The sequence below is a fragment of the Robinsoniella sp. KNHs210 genome (genome assembly GCF_000686105.1).
Lineage (GTDB): Bacteria > Bacillota > Clostridia > Lachnospirales > Lachnospiraceae > Robinsoniella > Robinsoniella peoriensis.
In genome coordinates, this window is the sequence record NZ_JMLZ01000002.1 from 4,530,297 (window position 1) to 4,548,956 (window position 18,660).

The 18,660-nt window shown below is 42.5% G+C and carries 8 protein-coding genes; all 8 read left to right on the top strand.

Features of this window, described 5'->3' with window-relative positions:
• The first annotated feature begins 21 nt into the window (after positions 1–21).
• The 8 genes from CD03_RS0126210 to CD03_RS38085 all read left to right on the top strand — a co-directional run bounded on the left by CD03_RS0126210 (position 22) and on the right by CD03_RS38085 (position 18,581).
• Positions 22–408 carry an HsmA family protein gene (locus tag CD03_RS0126210; protein ID WP_027296151.1) on the top strand — a complete coding sequence of 129 codons (387 nt, stop codon included), beginning with the start codon at positions 22–24 and terminating at the stop codon, positions 406–408.
• 337 nt (positions 409–745) lie between these two features.
• Positions 746–2,134: an ABC transporter substrate-binding protein gene (locus CD03_RS0126215; protein ID WP_027296152.1), complete on the top strand. Its 1,389-nt coding sequence runs from the start codon at positions 746–748 to the stop codon at positions 2,132–2,134.
• A gap of 56 nt (positions 2,135–2,190) precedes the next feature.
• Positions 2,191–3,072: a carbohydrate ABC transporter permease gene (locus CD03_RS0126220; RefSeq protein ID WP_027296153.1), complete on the top strand. Its 882-nt coding sequence runs from the start codon at positions 2,191–2,193 to the stop codon at positions 3,070–3,072.
• A gap of 33 nt (positions 3,073–3,105) precedes the next feature.
• Entirely contained in the window at positions 3,106–3,942 is an 837-nt protein-coding gene (locus tag CD03_RS0126225) for a carbohydrate ABC transporter permease (protein WP_052377986.1), read from the top strand.
• 29 nt (positions 3,943–3,971) lie between these two features.
• The gene (locus CD03_RS0126230) at positions 3,972–4,805 is read left to right on the top strand and encodes a response regulator transcription factor (RefSeq protein ID WP_027296155.1); all 834 of its coding nucleotides are present in this window, start codon (positions 3,972–3,974) and stop codon (positions 4,803–4,805) included.
• A gap of 76 nt (positions 4,806–4,881) precedes the next feature.
• Complete coding sequence (locus tag CD03_RS0126235) at positions 4,882–6,615, top strand: cache domain-containing sensor histidine kinase (protein ID WP_197041700.1); 1,734 nt, start codon at positions 4,882–4,884, stop codon at positions 6,613–6,615.
• 11 nt (positions 6,616–6,626) lie between these two features.
• Positions 6,627–8,687, top strand: a complete 2,061-nt coding sequence (locus CD03_RS0126240) for a beta-galactosidase (protein ID WP_156043040.1) — start codon at positions 6,627–6,629, stop codon at positions 8,685–8,687.
• A gap of 315 nt (positions 8,688–9,002) precedes the next feature.
• The gene (locus CD03_RS38085; protein WP_052377987.1) at positions 9,003–18,581 is read left to right on the top strand and encodes a sialidase domain-containing protein; all 9,579 of its coding nucleotides are present in this window, start codon (positions 9,003–9,005) and stop codon (positions 18,579–18,581) included.
• The last annotated feature ends 79 nt before the right edge of the window (positions 18,582–18,660 follow it).

The following is an 18,660-nucleotide window of genomic DNA, read 5'->3' on the forward strand; positions in this document are numbered from 1 at the left end:
AATATAAAGGAGAAATTACATATGGATGTAAAATTAGTTTTAGCTATAATTACGATTACTTTGGCACTGATATTTTATACAATCGGCGTTTTTTCAGAGCGAAAGGCACACGTTTTGCGCAAGCCTCATGTCATTATATTCTGGCTGGGTCTGGTGTTTGATACCACAGGAACTACTATTATGAGTACCATTGCCGGAAGTAAGCCAGGTACTGGTGGCATAAATCTCCATGGAATTACAGGCGCTCTGGCAATTGCCCTGATGCTGTTCCATGCAGTATGGGCAACGATTGTTCTGGTGAAAAAGGATGAGCAGAAACAGGAGAATTTCCACAAATTCAGTATTTTTGTATGGGCGGTATGGCTGGTACCTTATGTGCTGGGTATGATAGTTGGAATGGGGAATTAAAGAGAAGTGTTTTTTGAGAAGATTGAAAAATGAAACCTTTTTTGAAACATTTATCTGGTAAATTTAAACAGGAAAGATCTGCGGTATGATATAGCTGGGAAAGCTAATCATACCGCTTTTTTTATTTTTTAGTAAAGAGGGTGATATGGTAAGACTACTCTGTTTTATATTTTAAACATTTTTGGTTATCCATCTACCTGTTTGATTAATGTGATGTAATATATAATAAAATTATCTTAAAACAAAAACAGATATCAAAAGGAATCGATGTGGTGAACCTGAAAATGTGTTAAAACAAGGAAAATGAAAAACGAATTATGAAAGGAAGAGACAGGGTATGAAAAGAAGATGGATGAGTTTAATATTTACAGGGATTGCGGCAATGGCAGCCGTAGGTATGCTGGCAGGATGCGGAGGCAATGGGGCTGACAGCCAGGTTTCCCCGGATGGGAAGAGCAGCAAAACGGGAAGTGAGATGTCAGAAAACCTGGATAGTGGGAATACGGGAGAAGGTGTAAAAACAGGAGATGGACCGGCGCTGACAGCTATGTGCGTTGGAAGCGCAGCTGATGCATATCGGGAGACGTATCAGGAAATTGCTGATGAGTTTTCAAAGGACAATGAGTGGGGAGCCACGGTAAATATAGAGTTTTATGAGAACGAACAGTACAAAACAAAATTGACAACGCTTATGGCTTCTAATTCTGTGCCCGATATATTTTTTACCTGGGAGTTGGATTATTTAAAACCATTTGTAGAGGGCGGCAAAGTGGCATCCCTTCAGGAAGCGGTGGAAGGAGATGACAAGTGGAAGAACAGTTTTGCAGAAGGGGTACTAGATCCGGTGACTTATGATGGAAAACTATATGCAATACCAACCCAGAAGTCCTTTTGTGTCATGTTTTACAATAAAAAGATATTCGAAGAGAATCAGGTAAGCGTTCCAGAAACCTATGAAGAATTTCTGGATGTATGCGAAACCTTAAAAAATAACCAGGTTACGCCAATGATACTGGCAGCTACTGATTCCTGGATTCCGGCGCAGTTTGTGCAGCAGATATCAAACGGAATAGCAGGATTGGATTTGTATGATGGCATCTGTGACGGAACGAGAAAATGGAATGATCCGGCGCATGTGGAAGCTTCCAATGAAGTACAGAGTATGATAGATAAGGGATATTTTCAGGACGGAATGCTTGGTATGACAGCAGAAGAAGTACAGTCTCAGTTTAAACAGGGAAAGGCGGCTATGTATTTTCAGGGAGCATGGGATGCATCCACAATTCTGGATAAGAATACCAGTTCTATCACCGATTGTGTAGGTGCTTTTACACTCCCGGCGAAGAATTCCCAATACAATAATATTTCAGTTGGATCGGTAGATACCTGCTTTGCCGTTGCTGAATCCTCATCCAACAAGGAGATTGCAGTTGCATTTTTGAAATACTGGACCTCCAAACAAAGTGAAGAGAAACTGCTTTATGAGATGGGAAGGCTGCCATCTTTAAAATTAGAAGTAGATGATTCTAAGATTGACCCACTGGTTGCTGAGATTATCAGCTTATCAAACCAGGCAAAGGGTCTCACACCCTGGTGGGACAGAGCCTTTGGGGCCGGAGAAGGTGTGGAATTTAATAATCAGTGTCTGGCGGTATTCGGAGGTTCCGATCCCAGGAAAGCATTTGATGAACTGCAGGCATTTGCAGAAGAAAATGCAGACCGCTAAAAGTTTAAACCTTTCTGTCGAAGCGGCAGTTAATCAGGCTTAAGGAGGCTGTTAATATGGACAAAATTTTAGGAAATAAAAAAAGTATTGCAGTATTTGTACTTCCGGCATTTTTAATCTATGGTGTATTTTCTCTGATACCGATATTTTATAATATTTATATCAGTTTATTTCAGACTGATCTGATGAGTCCGGGAAAATTTGTGGGATTGAAAAATTATTTGAATCTGTTTAAAGATTCTACCTTTTTAACGGCTCTGCGCAATAATATTTTCATGGTAATCGGTTCCTTAATTGCCCATCTGCCGCTGGCATTAATTTTTGGAAATATTCTGTTTCAAAAGATAAAAGGAAGTCACTTTTTCCAAACAGTATTCTTTTTGCCCAGTGTTATATGTGGGGTGGCAGTGGGACTGATGTGGTCTTTTATTTATAATTCGGAATTTGGGCTTCTGAATAAACTCCTTGAAGTTCTGGGATTTGGTAATGCTCAGCAGGCATGGCTGTCCAACCCCCGGATTGCACTGTTTTGTATTATTATTGTTGTCATGTGGCAGTTCGTTGGGTATCACATGATTATACAGATAGCTGCAATGAAAAATATACCAAGTTCCCTGTATGAAGCGGCTGAAATCGATGGAGCCAGCAGATGGATACAATTTCGCTCTATTACTTTTCCACTCATTAAAAATATATTAAAGGTGGATGCAGTGTTGATTATTACAGGGTCCCTGAAATATTATGATCTGGTGGCGGTTATGACCGGCGGAGGCCCAAACCATGCAACCGAATTAATGTCTACTTATATGTTTTATCAGGGATTTCGGACATTAAAATACGGATATTCAGCAGCAATTGGTGTTATTTTACTTGTTTTATGTATCTGTGCCGTTGCAGTTTCGAATTTGATTTTCAAATCGGATCCAGTTGAATTCTAGTATTGCATGATGGTTTTGAAAGGAGGAATAAAGATGAGGATAAATGAAAAAGACAAGATGTTTTTCGCATTTAAGTATACAGGGCTGGGGCTATTCACACTTACCTGTATTTATCCGATTATATGGCTGTTAATCAGTTCGTTTAAGACCAATGATGAGTTATTTGCCAATCCCTGGGGCATGCCGGAAGCCTTTGGATTTAAGAATTATATTTCTGCGATGGTGGATGGAAAGATTGGGACATATTTTACAAATTCTGTTATAATTGCAGTAATAGCGGTATTAGCCGGAGCAGTCTTAAGTTGTATGGCTGCCTATGCAATATCACGGATGAAATGGAAGCTCTCCGGAATAATGATGAATATATTTTTGCTGGGTATGATGATACCTGCATATGCAACGATTATCCCGTTATTTAATATGTTTAATAAGGTAAACTTGTTGAACACCCATGCTTCGGTGATTATTCCCCATATAGCCAACAGCTTTCCAATGGCTATCTTCATACTAACCGGATTTTTTCTGTCAATTCCCCGTGATATTGAAGAAGCAGCAGTAATGGATGGGTGCAGTATCTACCGTATTTTCTACCAGATCATTATGCCCATCTCCAAATCCTCTGTTGTGACGGTAGCTGTGATTGTATTTATCAATATCTGGAACGATCTTCTGCTTCCTCAGATATTTCTGACAGACCAGTCAAAAATGACGCTTCCAGTGGGACTTACTGCTTTTCAGGGGCAATATGCAACGGATTATACAGCGATGATAGCTGCAGTTGTGATTACCATTATCCCCAGCGTGATTGTATACATTCTATTACATCGAAATATTATGGAGGGAATGGTGGCAGGGGCAGTAAAGGGCTGAGGAAGGATACAGGAAAAGGGGGAATATCATTGAAACTGCTGGTTGCAGATGATGAATTTATTATACTCCAGGGAATTTTATCCATGGACTGGAAGGCAGAGGGGTTTGAACAGGTCTTAAGTGCACAGAATGGGCAGGAAGCCAGAGAATTGCTGGAGAGAGAAGAGATTGACATTATTATCAGTGATATCCGCATGCCGGGGCTGTCAGGTCTTGAGCTGGCGGGGTATATCCGGGAATACCAGAAGAGTACCATGGTAATACTGCTCACCGGATTCAGTGATTTCCAGTATGCACAGGAAGCAATCAGACAGCAGGTATATGATTACATATTAAAACCAATTAAGACGGATGAATTAGCTGCTTCCGTGAGACGTGCCGTAAGTATTCTGGAACAAAAAAGATATTCCAGGAAAGTAGTCCGGGAACACGAAGATATGGTGGGGGCTTTTGATGCTTCCGAGCAAATACTTTACAGTTTCCGGGGGGCAAATCCTCAGGTTATGGATATGCTGGCTTATATCGCGCAGAATTACAGCGGAGATATTACACTGAATGCACTGGCTGAACAGTATCATTTCACCGCGATCTATCTGTCAAGGTTGATAAAAAGAGAAACTGGTTACTCCTTTGTGGATATCCTGACTGGTATCCGTCTTATGAATGCGGGGTATCTGCTAAAGGAAAATAAACAGAAAATCAATATGATCTGCGACAGAACAGGATTCCATGATTCCCGCTATTTCAGTCAGGTGTTTAAGCGGATATTTGACAGCACGCCGGGAGAGTACAGGAAGAACCCGGGGATACAAAAGGATTATTCAATCAGAGAAATTCTGGACATGATGGACAGGAAAAAATAAGAGGTACAGCAGTATTACAGATTTTCTGTAATATGCCATGGGGTTAATCATGCAAAGAAAGCACAGATTCAAGGATATGAGGCTGAAAGAAAAGCTGATTCTTACATTTTCGGTATTGGTTATCATTTCCAGCGCAGGTATTTCGTTTGCTTCAATGGCTGTATTCCAAGCGGTTTACAAAGAAAAGTCCAGGCAGTATATCATGGATATTACCAGACAGACAACAAATAACCTGGAAAATAATATTGATGAAATGGAGACCATTACTTTTAATACATTGAAAAACACTAAGATTCAGGAGCAATTGGGCATAGTCAATACGAAAACGCTGTCTGAATATGAGAAGCTGCTGGTAAAAAGGTCAGTGGAGGAAGAACTGATCGGAGATGCCCTCTATAATAAAAACGTAACTTCCCTGAGCGTTATTTCCCTGACGGAGGAAGAGTTTACGGTACAAAAGCAGGTTGGAGAGCAGGTCATACAGATGTTCTCCGGAAATGAAGTCTTTGATGCGAAGGGCTCCACCCTCTGGAAACTGACAGATGACGGGCAGAATGGAATCTGTATTGAGCGGGCTATTTATGACTTTAAAACACAGCGTCCCATTGGAATCATCGATCTCGTCTGCGAAGAGGCATATTTCTCCGATATTCTGGAAGATATATCAAATACGTACACCAGTGGTACTTACATTGTGGATACAGATGGAATAGTAGTGGCATCCAACAACAGGAAGCATGTGGGAAGTTATTTTCCGGTGGAACTTGAAAGGCTGCAGAATATGGAAAATGATTCACGGGCAGAAATCAATGAAGTGGATTCCTACCTTTATACCGGTGAAAAAATGCCCAATGGATGGATGCTGGTTACAACGGTAGCAGTTGGAGAAATACAAAAAGATATCCGGTACTTTGCGCTTTTTTCAGGCGGGATAGCTTTGCTGGCCATAGTAGTGGCTGTGGTTGCAATTATTTTGATGATCAGGCATATTACCTTTCCCCTGGGACAGTTGAGCAAAAGTATGACGGCAGTGGGACAGGGGGATTTTTCAGGCCGGGTGCACATTGCGGGCAATGATGAAATCGGAAGTCTGGGAAGAACCTATAATGATATGGCTAAGAACATAGAAACCCTGATTGAAAAGGTATATAAAATGGAGATATCCCAAAAGCAGGCGGAGATTGAATTTCTTAAAATGCAGATTAATCCCCATTTTCTATACAATACCCTGGATACCATCAGCTGGATGGCAAGAAGCGGAGGAAATAATGACATCTCCGATATGGCGGTTACCCTGGCGGATCTGCTTCGGGCGACCATTAAGCAGGATAGTTTCATAACAATTGATGAGGAATTAAAAAGTGTGCGGAATTATCTGTTTATTCAAGAATACCGTTTTGGGGATAAGGTAGAAGCCTCTTATCAGATTGATAACCTGACAAGGGATTATATCATTCCAAACTTCATTTTGCAGCCATTGGTAGAAAATGCCATTATACATGGACTGGAACCAAAACTTGGAAAAGGAAATCTGAATATTGAAATCAGAATGCAGGAGCAGGGTATCTTTTTTTGCGTGAGCGATGACGGAGTCGGAATGACGCCGGAAGAGGTGCGCAGAACCTATGAGCAGTGTGAAAGAGATGATGGCAGGGAATCTATTGGAATCAAAAATGTATACCGCCGTCTGAAGATTTATTATGGGGCAGAAGGGACTTTGAAAATAGAAAGTGCCAAAGATGAAGGGACAAAAATTACTTTCTGCCTGTCCCTGAAGAAGTTAAATGAGCAGTTGGAGAACGAAATATAGTGGAGGGTCTTATGACAATTGAAAAGAGTATAAAACTGGATAAACTAGCACTTAGTACCTGCTATTATCCGGAACATTGGGACAGGTCTCTATGGAAAGATGACCTGAATAGAATGAAAGAGGCAGGTATTGAAACAATTCGCATTGCAGAGTTTGCCTGGAGCAAAGCAGAACCTTTGGAAGGTCAGTTTACTTATGAATTTTTCGATGATTTTTTAGATATTGCTGAAGAAACTAAGATGCAGGTAATTATGGGGACGCCCACAGCAACCCCTCCGGCATGGCTTACACAAAAATATCCGGAAGTGTTAAACTGTGATATCAATGGAGTCCCGTTTCGTCATGGGGCAAGGCGGCATTACAATTATAACTCAAAAAAATATCAGGAGCTCAGTGCCCGGATTGTAACAAAAATGGCACAGCATTATGGTAAGAGAAGTTCTGTCATCGGCTGGCAGATCGACAATGAATTGAATTGTGAGACAGACGTATTCTATTCTGAAAGTGATACGCTGGCATTCCGGGAATACCTTAAGAACAAATATAAAGATCTGGATGCTTTAAATGCCGCATGGGGAACAGTCTTCTGGAATCAGACATACACCGAATGGGAGGAAATCCATGTACCACGTACCACCATTAGTAATTCCACAAATCCCCATGAGGTATTGGACTATATCCGATTAATATCAGACAGTGCCTGCCGTTTTGCCAAGATGCAGAGTGATATTCTAAGGACGTACAAGAAAGATTCCGATTTCATTACGACGAATGGAATGTTCTCCCACCTGGATAACCACCGCATGACAAAGGAATCCCTGGATTTTTATATGTACGATTCCTATCCTAATTTTGCATACTGCCTGTGCGAGGATCCGCTGCATTCAGATGATTTAAATGACCGGAAATGGAGCCGTAATCTGGCAGAAGTGAGATCTGTTTCCCCAAACTTTGGTATTATGGAACAGCAGTCGGGTGCCAACGGGTGGAATACCCGGATGGAAGCTCCGGCTCCAAAACCCGGGCAGATGACACTTTGGACTATGCAGAGCGTAGCACATGGTGCAGATTACATCAGCTATTTCCGCTGGCGTACTGCGATTATGGGAACCGAGATTTATTGGCATGGCATTCTGGATTATGCCAACCGGGATAACAGAAGACTGGAGGAAGTACGGGAGATACATGGGAAATTTCGGAAAATAGGAGAACTGGCGGGAAGCAGATATCAGGCATCCTTTGGTGTAATCAAAGACTATGATAATGTCTGGGATGCAGATCTGGATGTATGGCATCAGCGTATGGAAAAAGTAAGTCAGAAGGGAATTTTTGAGGCGGCACAGTTAACCCATACGCCGATGGATTACGTCTATCTCACAGAGGATGTATCCTTGCAGGAACTATTAAAGTATCCACTATTATTCTATCCCCACGGTATTATTATAACAAACAAAAGAAAAGCCCTTTTAGAAGCTTATGTGCAGGAAGGGGGTATCCTGATTCTGGGATGCAGGACCGGATATAAAGACAGAACCGGAAAATGTGTGATGCAGAATCTTCCCGGGCTTATGCAGGATTTGTCGGGAACGGACGTAACAGACGGTACTTTTATCGGGAAAGCAGATGGAAAGATTATGGTGGGCTGGGAGGATTGCTTGATAGAAGCAGCGGTTTATAATGATATCCTGGAACCGCTTACCAATCAGGCGGAAATACTGGGTACTTATCAGTCTAATTATTATAAGGGGGCAGCAGGACTTATAAAGAATAACTGGGGGAAAGGTAAGGTCTATTATTTTGGGGGAGCTTTTACAAGGGATACGGCAGAGGTTTTCTTAAGGAAGCTTTGTGTGGCGGAACCTTATCAGAATATGCTTCAATTACCCAGGGAGACAGAATTAGCCGTAAGGGAAAAGGATGGCAGACAATATATATTTGTCCTGAACTATAGTCACGAGCCAGTATGGATCTGTTTAAAACAGTCGTTGCTGGACCTGTATACAGGTGCTCAGGTGATGGGGACCATGGAAATGAAACCATATGAGACAAAAGTATTTTTGAGGAACTTATAAAATTTAATAGCAGTGAATGGCCTCTCATGAAGCATAACTTCGTGAGGGGCTTTTTTGTAATTGTGCAATATAGATAGAAATTACTGGAAAAACCTTGATAAATGCATTGGAAAAACGGTAAAAAAGGAAGAAACAAACAAAAAGGAAAAATCTTCTAATATTATATTGAAAAAAGAAATTATTTTTGTGATAATGTTAGGTATATCGACAGGAAACGATTTCCAGTAAGAGAAAGGAGGAGGGGAAAGGAAATCCGGGTTTCCATGTAGGAGAATAACTAAACTTATCTTATGGGATGTGAAAAAGGAGGAAATAATGTATATCAAGCAAAAACAAAAAAGATTTTTAGCGATGATGTTAGCAATTGTACTTGTCGTGTCAGGGATTGTGCCTCAGGGAATGATACAGGTATCTGCACAGGAAAAAACCCTGCCCATATATTCCGGGAGAAATATGAGTATTTCGTCAGCGGCAAATACGCTCAATGTTACAGAGGAATATCTGACAAGGCTTTCAACGCTAAAGGAGGGGACCATTGCAGTAAGATACCGATCCAATCCCAATCAGGGATTAAGTGCTTTGTTCAGTCTGTCCAGTACAGATCCAGGGCAGGAAAATACCTATGCGGTTGCCTATGTTAATCCAACGGGAAACAAAGCCGGGGTAGAAGTACGTCAGGGGAACAACAGCAATGTAACAAATTATAATCAGGTTAGTGTCACAGCTTCGATTCGTGATGACCAATGGCATACAGTTGTTTATGTATTTGGGAAAACGAAATTCCAGATCTATCTGGACGGAAAGAAGCTTACGGAACAGGATAAGTCTGGCTTCTTTGACAAAATAACAGAAGCGGACTCCGTTAAAGTAGGTGCTTTGGATCGTGCTCCGGCTAAAGGAGGGACAAATCAATGGGTATTTAGCGGTGACATTGACCTGGTAGAGGTGTATGGACAGGCTCTTTCAGCAGAAGAAGTGGCAGAGATGCAAAAGGCAACTGCTTATGAACCGGTAATTCCCGATGATCCGGAAGATGCGGTCAGAACAGATACAAGGCTATTCTACAATGGATATGAGAATTCTGCTTCATATCGTATTCCATCCTTATTAACAACAACTGAGGGAACTATTATTGCAGCCATTGATAAACGCCAGAGCGGATCTGCAGACCAGGGTAATATTGACACTGTTATCAAAAGGAGCACAGACGGGGGCGTAACCTGGGAGGAAACAAAAACTCTGGTAAATCTCCCATCGGGGCAGAACAGACATGCACTGAGTATTGATGCAAATATGGTCCAGGACAGAAATACCGGTAAAATATTCCTGATGGTAGATATGTTCCCAGAGTCCAATGCAATTATGGATTCTGGAAGTCTGGTAACTTCCTCCGGCTATAAAGAGGTGAACGGAAAGAAGTATCTGATCTTAAGAGATTGTCCAAATTCAGAAAGAGGCAACACTTACACAAAAGAATATACAATCCGGGAAAATGGAATCGTGTACGATGAAGCATCGGGGGAGGCCACGAATTATGTGGTACCTAATCTGGCAGATGGAAAACTATTTGAAAAGATTGCAGTCAGTTCAGCAAATAGGACGAAAGAAGATGGAATCTCGGGAGAAGAAATATTAGGTGAAGAAACATCAGCGGTTGGAACATCAGGAGAAGAAACATCGGAGAATGGAACAGCGGCAGAAGAAACATCAGAGAATGGAACACCAGCAGGTGAAACATCAGGAGAAGCACCGGGAAATGAAACTTCAAAAGATGTGACATCTGGAGATGAAACTTCAAAAGATGTAACATCTGGAGATGAAATGTCAAAAGAAGAAGCATCAGGAAATGAAACGCCAAAAGATGTAACATCTGGAGATGTAACGCCAAAGGATGTAACACCAGGAAAAGAAACACCAGAAGAGGAAACGAAAGAAGAAGCACCAGATACAATAACCGAAGAAAATACAACAGGGGAAGAAACAACAGAAGCAACCAGAAAAGCAACCATAAAAGAAACAGCAGAAGAAGTATCCAATAAAGATGAAACAGAGTTGCAATCCAAAGTTATCGGAAATCCAATACTGATGGAAGATGATGGCGAAGTACTGGAAGCGGAGGGTGAACCGGAATCTGGTCAAATAAGTGAGCAGGTATCTAAAGCCCAGCCGGCAAATGCAAACGATGATGCAGACCAACTGCAGTACGCCGGCAACATTTATCTCTATACCGGAACTGAGGCTGCGCCATTAAAAGCAGTCAGAACCTCACATCTCTGGTTGGTCACAAGTGAAAATGATGGTGTAGACTGGTCTGAGCCAATTGATCTGAACGGTCAGATCAAAGAAGACTGGATGCTCTTTACCGGGACGGGTCCGGGAGTAGGCATGCAGATGAGCAATGGACGTTTAATACTTCCGGTATATATTACAAACAGTAATGTAGGCGGGAGCCAGTCAGCAGCGGTAATCTATAGTGATGATGCCGGTGAAACATGGCACATGGGTGAAACCGTAAATGACGGAAGAGTACTTAGCAACGGAACCATACTGCAGACGAAAACCATGAATAACAACGGCGCAATGATGACAGAATCCCAGGCAGTGGAGGTAACAAATGCAGCAGGAGAAAAAGAACTGAGACTGTTCTGCAGAAACCAGGGTGGGAATGTAGCCATAGCCACCAGTAAAGACGGAGGAGAGACCTGGGAGAATACCCTGAAGTTTGATTCCGTATTAAGGGATGCATATTGTCAGCTTACGATTGTTCCTTATCCATATGAGGTGCCCGGATATGAGGGGAAGGAAATGTTTCTTTTTGCTAATCCGGACAGTACTTATGCGGCTGGTAGAAACCACGGAACCCTCCGTCTTGGATATTATGAACCACAGACAGATGAATTTGTATGGATTGCATCCAGATTAGTGGAAGCTGGAAATTATGGATATTCATGCCTTTCCGTTTTGGGAGAAAATCAAATCGGATTATTCTGGGAAGGAACAAACCTGGATCAGAATTATTCCACGTTTAATTTACAATGGCTGATGGCTGACAAGACGCCGGTGGAAAGGACAGCACCAGCCGTACAAGGTGTCAGATGGGAAGGAAGCAGGATTGAAGTAACATTTGACCAGCCAATGATGGTAATAGGCAGCCCCCATCTGGAAGCAAGCGCTGACGGAGAACCTGTTTCTATGGAATATGATTCCGGCAGCGGCACGACGAAGCTATTATTCCGTCCGGGGACGGATGACACACATGAGCTGACGTTCCGTAAAATAACAGCTGAAGGCAGGGATTTTTACGGCAATGCGCAAAATATCGGGGTAGCCGAAGGCGGATTTGACGGATTTACCATACCCGCATCCCAGGGACCGTCCATCGAAACCGTTATCAAACCAGGATACAGTTCCATTAAAATTAATTTTGTTCCGGCAGAAGGCATCACAGAGTATGATATCTACCGAAGTGAAGATGAAAATGGAACTTATGAAAAGATCGGAAGCACCAAGGGTACCTCTTATATTGATCAGACAGGGGCAGGAAAGACCTATTATTACCAGGTGCGGTCCAAAGATGGGAACAAAGTATCAGATAAAATATGTAATAACAGCCCAACCGGCATAGAATCAATGAAAGAAAATGCTGTTCTGTACCAGGATCTTGCAGGGCAGAAATTTAATGGAAGCACATTGGTTGATGCGAGTGAAAAAGCTGCAGAAGTAGGCAAACTGTCAACAGGATCCGTCCTGATTAAATTCCGGACAACTGATAAAAGTGGTAATCTCATGATGCTGATGGGAAAAACTGCGGGGGAATCCACAGCGATCAATGGATCCGTAAACAAAGCCTCCTTTTATTTGGAAAAATCGGATAATCTTATGCGATACCGTGCAGATATGAAACACACCAGAGCATCTGTTGCCGGAATTGATTATGCCGACGGAGAGTGGCATACAGCGATGGTGACCCAGGCAGACAGCGGATATGTCTTCCGGTTTGCAATTGACGGTGTAGACAGGGGGAAATTTACGGGAGATAGCAATAAAGGATTTTTCTCAACCGTACAGAACTTAAACCAGCTCACCATAGGAGGTTATTATAATGGCAATACCCAGACGGTATCCAATGGTTTTAAAGGTGAGATTGCTTACGTAGTGGTAACAGATGAAGCAGCCAGTTTAGAAGATACACTGGAGATAACCAAGTCAGAAAGCGGAATATTATGTGATTTACCGGAGCAGATGTTTGACCAGTCAAAAGATAATACCTGGGTATTTACCGGTGGAACAGATGTGGAAGGCGGTTACGGCGCAACCCAGGGAATCCGAAATTATGTGGGGCAGTTTGAAGAGTATATCCGCTGGACAAAAAATGGTGGTGTTATGGGGCGTCAGCGCTATATGATCAATACCGGGAAAGCCGGAAATACAATCGCAGATGTAAAGGATCAGTTTGAGAAGCTGGTTGGAAAATATGATCCGAGAGCGCTTGCCGTGATGGTAGGAGAAGAAGATTATCAGGCGGGAACTGAAGGGCTGGAAGCATTTAAGGCATCCCTGCAGACACTGGCAGATAAAGCACTTGGGCTGCGTGATGGCACAGGCTATCTGGTTATTCAGACACCTTATGCCCAGGCAGATGAAAGCCGGAACCAAATGGCTGCTGCTTATGCGGAGGCTGTTCATGAGGTATACGAAGGCTTTAGCGATGCACAGAAATCAAAAGTTATGGTAGCAGACTATTTTAAGAATACAGACCATGAATCATTTAAAAAGAATTGTCTGGATGAACAGGGAAAAATAAATGCATTAGGACATCTGGAAATTGCAAAACAATTTGCAAAAGTGACCTACGGTACCGCAGAAGGATTTCCGGTGAGCGAAGGAGACCTCTCTTTGAGAAAAGTTAAGACCCCTTCAACGTATTCCGGAGAAGCACCAAGGGTAACGGCATCAGATACACAGTTGACAGTAAATATCCCTGATTCGGTATTCGAAGGCATTACCGGGTGGCGTTATGAACTGCTAATTGAGGATCAGACCATAAGCGGCGGATTTATTAATAAGCAGGCAGTGATTGGCGGTCTCCCAACAGGCGCAGGCTATACGATAACTGTGAAGTCTGAAGACGGGGATACACAGCTTGCAGCCGTTACAGGAACTGTAATGCAAGGAGATGAAGGCCAGATTAAACCGGTTACGCAGACTGAGTTAAATGATCTTCAAAAACAAATGAAAGAAATTGTAGAAAATAAAAAACCTGCAACCTGGTTATTCTTAGGTGACAGCATAACCCACGGCGCCCTGCACACAAAAGGCTATGATTCCATCCATCAGACATTTGAAAAATATTTAAAAGATGAACTGGGCAGAAAAGATGATGTGGTAATTAATACGGCTGTATCAGGTGCAACCACAGCGGAGCAGGAGGAAAATTCCAACGAAAGACTGGATAAATACAATGCAGATGTTGTAATCGTCATGCTTGGAACGAACGATGCTTCAAATGAAACGGTTCCAATAGACCGCTATAAAGCAAATCTGGAAAGTATCGTAGATAAAATACATGACAAAGGTGCTGTTGCCGTATTACGGACACCAAACCCGCTCAGGCCGGAAGCCGGAAACAGGGCGGTAAATCTTCCAAGATATGCGGAAGTAATACGCACCGTTGCAGCAGAAAAAAATGCACTGCTAGACGATCATTTTACAGAATGGAGCAAAGAATTAGAAACAAGAGCGTATTTGTGGCAGAATACCTACTGGAACAATGATACCATTCATCCCAATCCAAATGGCCAGTTGAATATGGCGCAGTCGTTGATCCGGGCATGCGGGTTATATAATGAAACCAGCCCTATCTGCAATCTGTCATACGAACTTCCCCATACGGAGGAGCAGAGTGACAAAGCAATAGGAGCAGTTGCATCCGGAGACAAAATTGCAGTTGATATTAAAGTTCTGGAAGAAACTTATGGTAGTACCTTTGGGGTAACTAAAATCCAGGCTGTCTGCGATGGTAAAACATATGCTGCCTCTTCAAAAAAAGGGGAAAAGATGATAACACTTCGAAATTTACCCGTAAATAAGACGTATCAGGTTACGGTAAAGGCAGACTTGCTGGAAACCAGTAAATCAGTTACGTTTCAAACAGAAACAGTAGAATTGAAAGAAGGGGAAGTGGTAATCGGACTTGGCTTTTTGGCTGCAAAGCTCACAGACCTGACACCGTCCGCATTGGCTGGGACGTTCTATGTCAGTGCGCTGGCACCGGAAGGAACACCTGAATATAGTCTTTGCCAGGGAGAAAAGGATACCGATAATCATAAGTTCGTCATTGAAGGCGACCAGTTAAAAGTAAAAGAAACATTGACAGAAGGCAATACCTATTCGGTAAGGGTAAAAGCAAGTATCGGAGAAATCTCGGAAGAACAGGTATTTACAATCAAAGCCTTAGGCAGGTATCTGATCATTGATGAAGGCAAAATGGAGATTGAGAGCGGACATCCAATTGATCTTACAGGAAAATATATTGAGAAAATAAAAGATTTAGAGGAAGGAACACTTTTTGTAGATTTTACTTCTGCAAATGCATCTATTCAGTCCCTGTTCAGCGTTTCACTGGGGGATGATACCGCAACTGCCGCCCAGAATACCCATATGCATGTTTATACCAGCGGGGAAAACCTGGGTGTGGAAATCCGAAATCAAAAGGGAGATCCTGTATTTGATTACAAAGGGGCGGAATTACTAAAAACAGGAGTAATCAGAATTGGTGAACAGAATAAAGTGATTTTCCGGGCAGATAAAGAGAAAGGAAGCTATCAGCTCTTTGTAAATGGCAAGCTGGAATTCGAACTTGCAGCATCCGTCCTTGGAGGGTATAGATATCTGTCTGATATGCCTCATCTGAATACCGTAACGATTGGTGCTACCATGCGAGGCGGTGCTGTGAAATATACCTATGCAGGCAGTATGGAAAAACTGCAATATTATGGGGTACCGCTGAATGAAGAAACATGTAAGTCTATGACTAAAGTGGAAGGATATGAACAGTTAGACCCACCATTCCACTCAAATGATGCGACCGGTTCTTCTTATTTCAGAATACCGGCTATGCTGACAACTATGCAGGGAACCGTTATTTCAGCCATTGATGTGAGGTTTGGAGGAACCCAGGATGCTCCGAATAATCTGGATACCGCAGTCAGTACCAGCACGGACGGCGGCAGAAGCTGGTCAGAGGGAATACTTCCATTCCATTTTGATGACTTTGCAGATAATGGTCAGATATTTAAAGAAGGATCCTCTGTTTCAGTTGCCGGAAGCGCAGCATTTATCGATCCGGCACTCTTAGAAGACCGCACCATCAATTCCGATGGAAGAATTTTTATCCTGGTGGATGCATTCCCAAGTGCAACCGGCACCTTGTCAGCACAGAAAGGCAGTGGTTATACGCTGGTAGATGGTAAGAAATATCTGAAGCTAAAGAAAGCAGGAGAGACCGAATATAATTATACCGTTCGGGAAAATAATGTAATTTACGATCAGAACGGAGCACCTACGGAATATTCATTAAACGGAAATTTTGAAGTACTTAAAAATGGTGAGCCGTTAACTGTAAAACAAAAGGATATTGAATACAATAATGATACTATTACAACAGTCACAACGGATCAGGATGTAGCTATGAATGTGATGTATGACACATCTGTCTTCCAGGTTCTGCGGACCTCTTATCTCTATCTGAAATACAGTGATGATCAGGGAAAGACATGGTCAGATCCTGTGAATTTAAATGGCATGGTGAAGACGGATGACATGGGATTCTTAGGTGTAGGACCAGGCAGAGGAATACAGATTGTAGATGGAGAACATAAGGGACGGCTGCTATTCCAGGTCTATGAATATGTAAATGGAGATCAGTGGTGTCATACCATTTACAGCGATGATCATGGCGAAACCTGGAAGCTGGGTGGAAGCCCGCAATTTGACCGGGCAACCGTAGGTTCCATGAGTGAATCCCAGTTAATTGAACTTCCAGGCGGTACCCTGCAGGTATTTGCAAGAACAGTCAAAAGCAGAATTGCCACCGCCTACAGCAAAGACGGAGGAGAGACATGGACAAACGGAGCGTTAGATGACAGGCTTCTGCTGGCAAGCGGTTCCGGATGCCAGCTGTCTGTAATCAATTATGATGGTTATATAGATGGAAAACGTGCAGTCATATTATCCGCACCTGTAGAGTCCTCCAGAAGACACGGCGTAATCCGTATCGGTTTAATAAATGATGACATATCGAATGGGGAGGAATATCCGGAAATTGACTGGAAATACCAGTTTGATGTGACGAAAACAGGAGTTTATTTTGCATATTCCTGCCTGACCCAGCTGCCAAACGCAGATGTGGGGATCTTGTATGAGCAGGGGAATACGAGACAGTTCCTGGATAAAATCCGGTATAATACTTATTCTGTGAGTAAACTGACGCAGGATGCCTATGAATCTCAGATATTGGCAGGCACTCAGAATGCGGCAGGCGGAAAAACTTCCATATCCAAACAAAATGATACTTATACCATCCATGCAGATGCCAATGAAGGTTACGAATTTGTCAGATGGACGTTAGACAAAGCAGAAGTCAGCACAGAAGCAGACTTTGCCTTCCAGCAGGGAGGGGAAACTGCATTTGCAGGCAAGACGCTGCACTTTATGGCAGAGTTTCAGGAAGCCGTAAATCCTCCAACCGAGACATTTACCGTCCGTTTCCTTGGAAAAGATGGGAATCTGTTAAAGGCTCAGAATGTGGAAAAAGGCAAAGATGCCACAGCGCCAAACCCGCCTGAGATAGAAGGATATGAATTTATCGGATGGGACAAAGACTATACGAATGTACAGAGCAATCTGGATGTCATGGCAGAGTATAAGGAAATTGCTGTCCCGTCTGTAAAATATACCGTAAGATTCTTAGACCGGGACGGAAAGCTTCTGAAAGAAGAAACCGTGGAGAAAGGCAAAGATGCCACAGCGCCAAATCCGCCTTCCATAGCAGGCTATACATTTATGGGGTGGGATAAAGCTTATACAAATGTGCAGGGAAACCTGGTTGTGAAAGCAACGTATCAGAAGAATCCGGTAAAAGTGGATAAGATTACACTGAATAAGAAGGATATACGTCTTGCTAAAGGGAAAAAGGTAAAACTCACTGCAAAGGTGTCCCCTTCCAATGCGGATGAGATAGCGGTAATGTGGACATCTTCCAATGAAAAAGCAGCCGTTGTGGACAGCAAGGGCAGAATAACGGCAAAAGCACCAGGAACAGCGGTTATTACTGCCGAGTCAAGAGACGGCAGCAATGTGAAAGCCAGCTGCAGGGTAAGGATTGGCTATGGGGTAACCTATAAATTAAACAAAGGCAAAAATGCCACATCCAATCCATCAGTTTTTCTGACAAATGAAACCACAAAATTAAAAAAAGCAGCAAGAAAAGGATACACGTTTGCAGGCTGGTATACCGATAAGAACTATAAAAACAAAATAAAGGAAATAAAGAAAGGAACGAAAAAGAATATTACCGTATACGCCAAATGGAAAAAGATCAGCGTTGACAGGGTAAAATCCCTGACGTTAAAAACTTCGGGAAAAGACAGAATACGGGTAAGATTTGGAAAAACCAGCGGGGCAGATGGATATCTGGTTAAATATAGTACCAGTAAAGATTTCAGGAAATCTATGACCAGGATACGCACCGGCAGAACAAATCCGCTGATCCAAAATCTCAAGACCGGCAGGACTTATTATGTAAAAGTAAGGGCATACAAAATTGATTCTGCAGGAAAGAGAGTTTTTGGAAAATACAGTTCCGTTGAGAAAATAAGGTTAGAAAATAAGTAAGTGACAGGGAAAGCGTCTATTGCCGGCGTGTTGCAGCGCCGGCAGAGACGCTTTTTCTGGTTCACACGGATACAGGCTT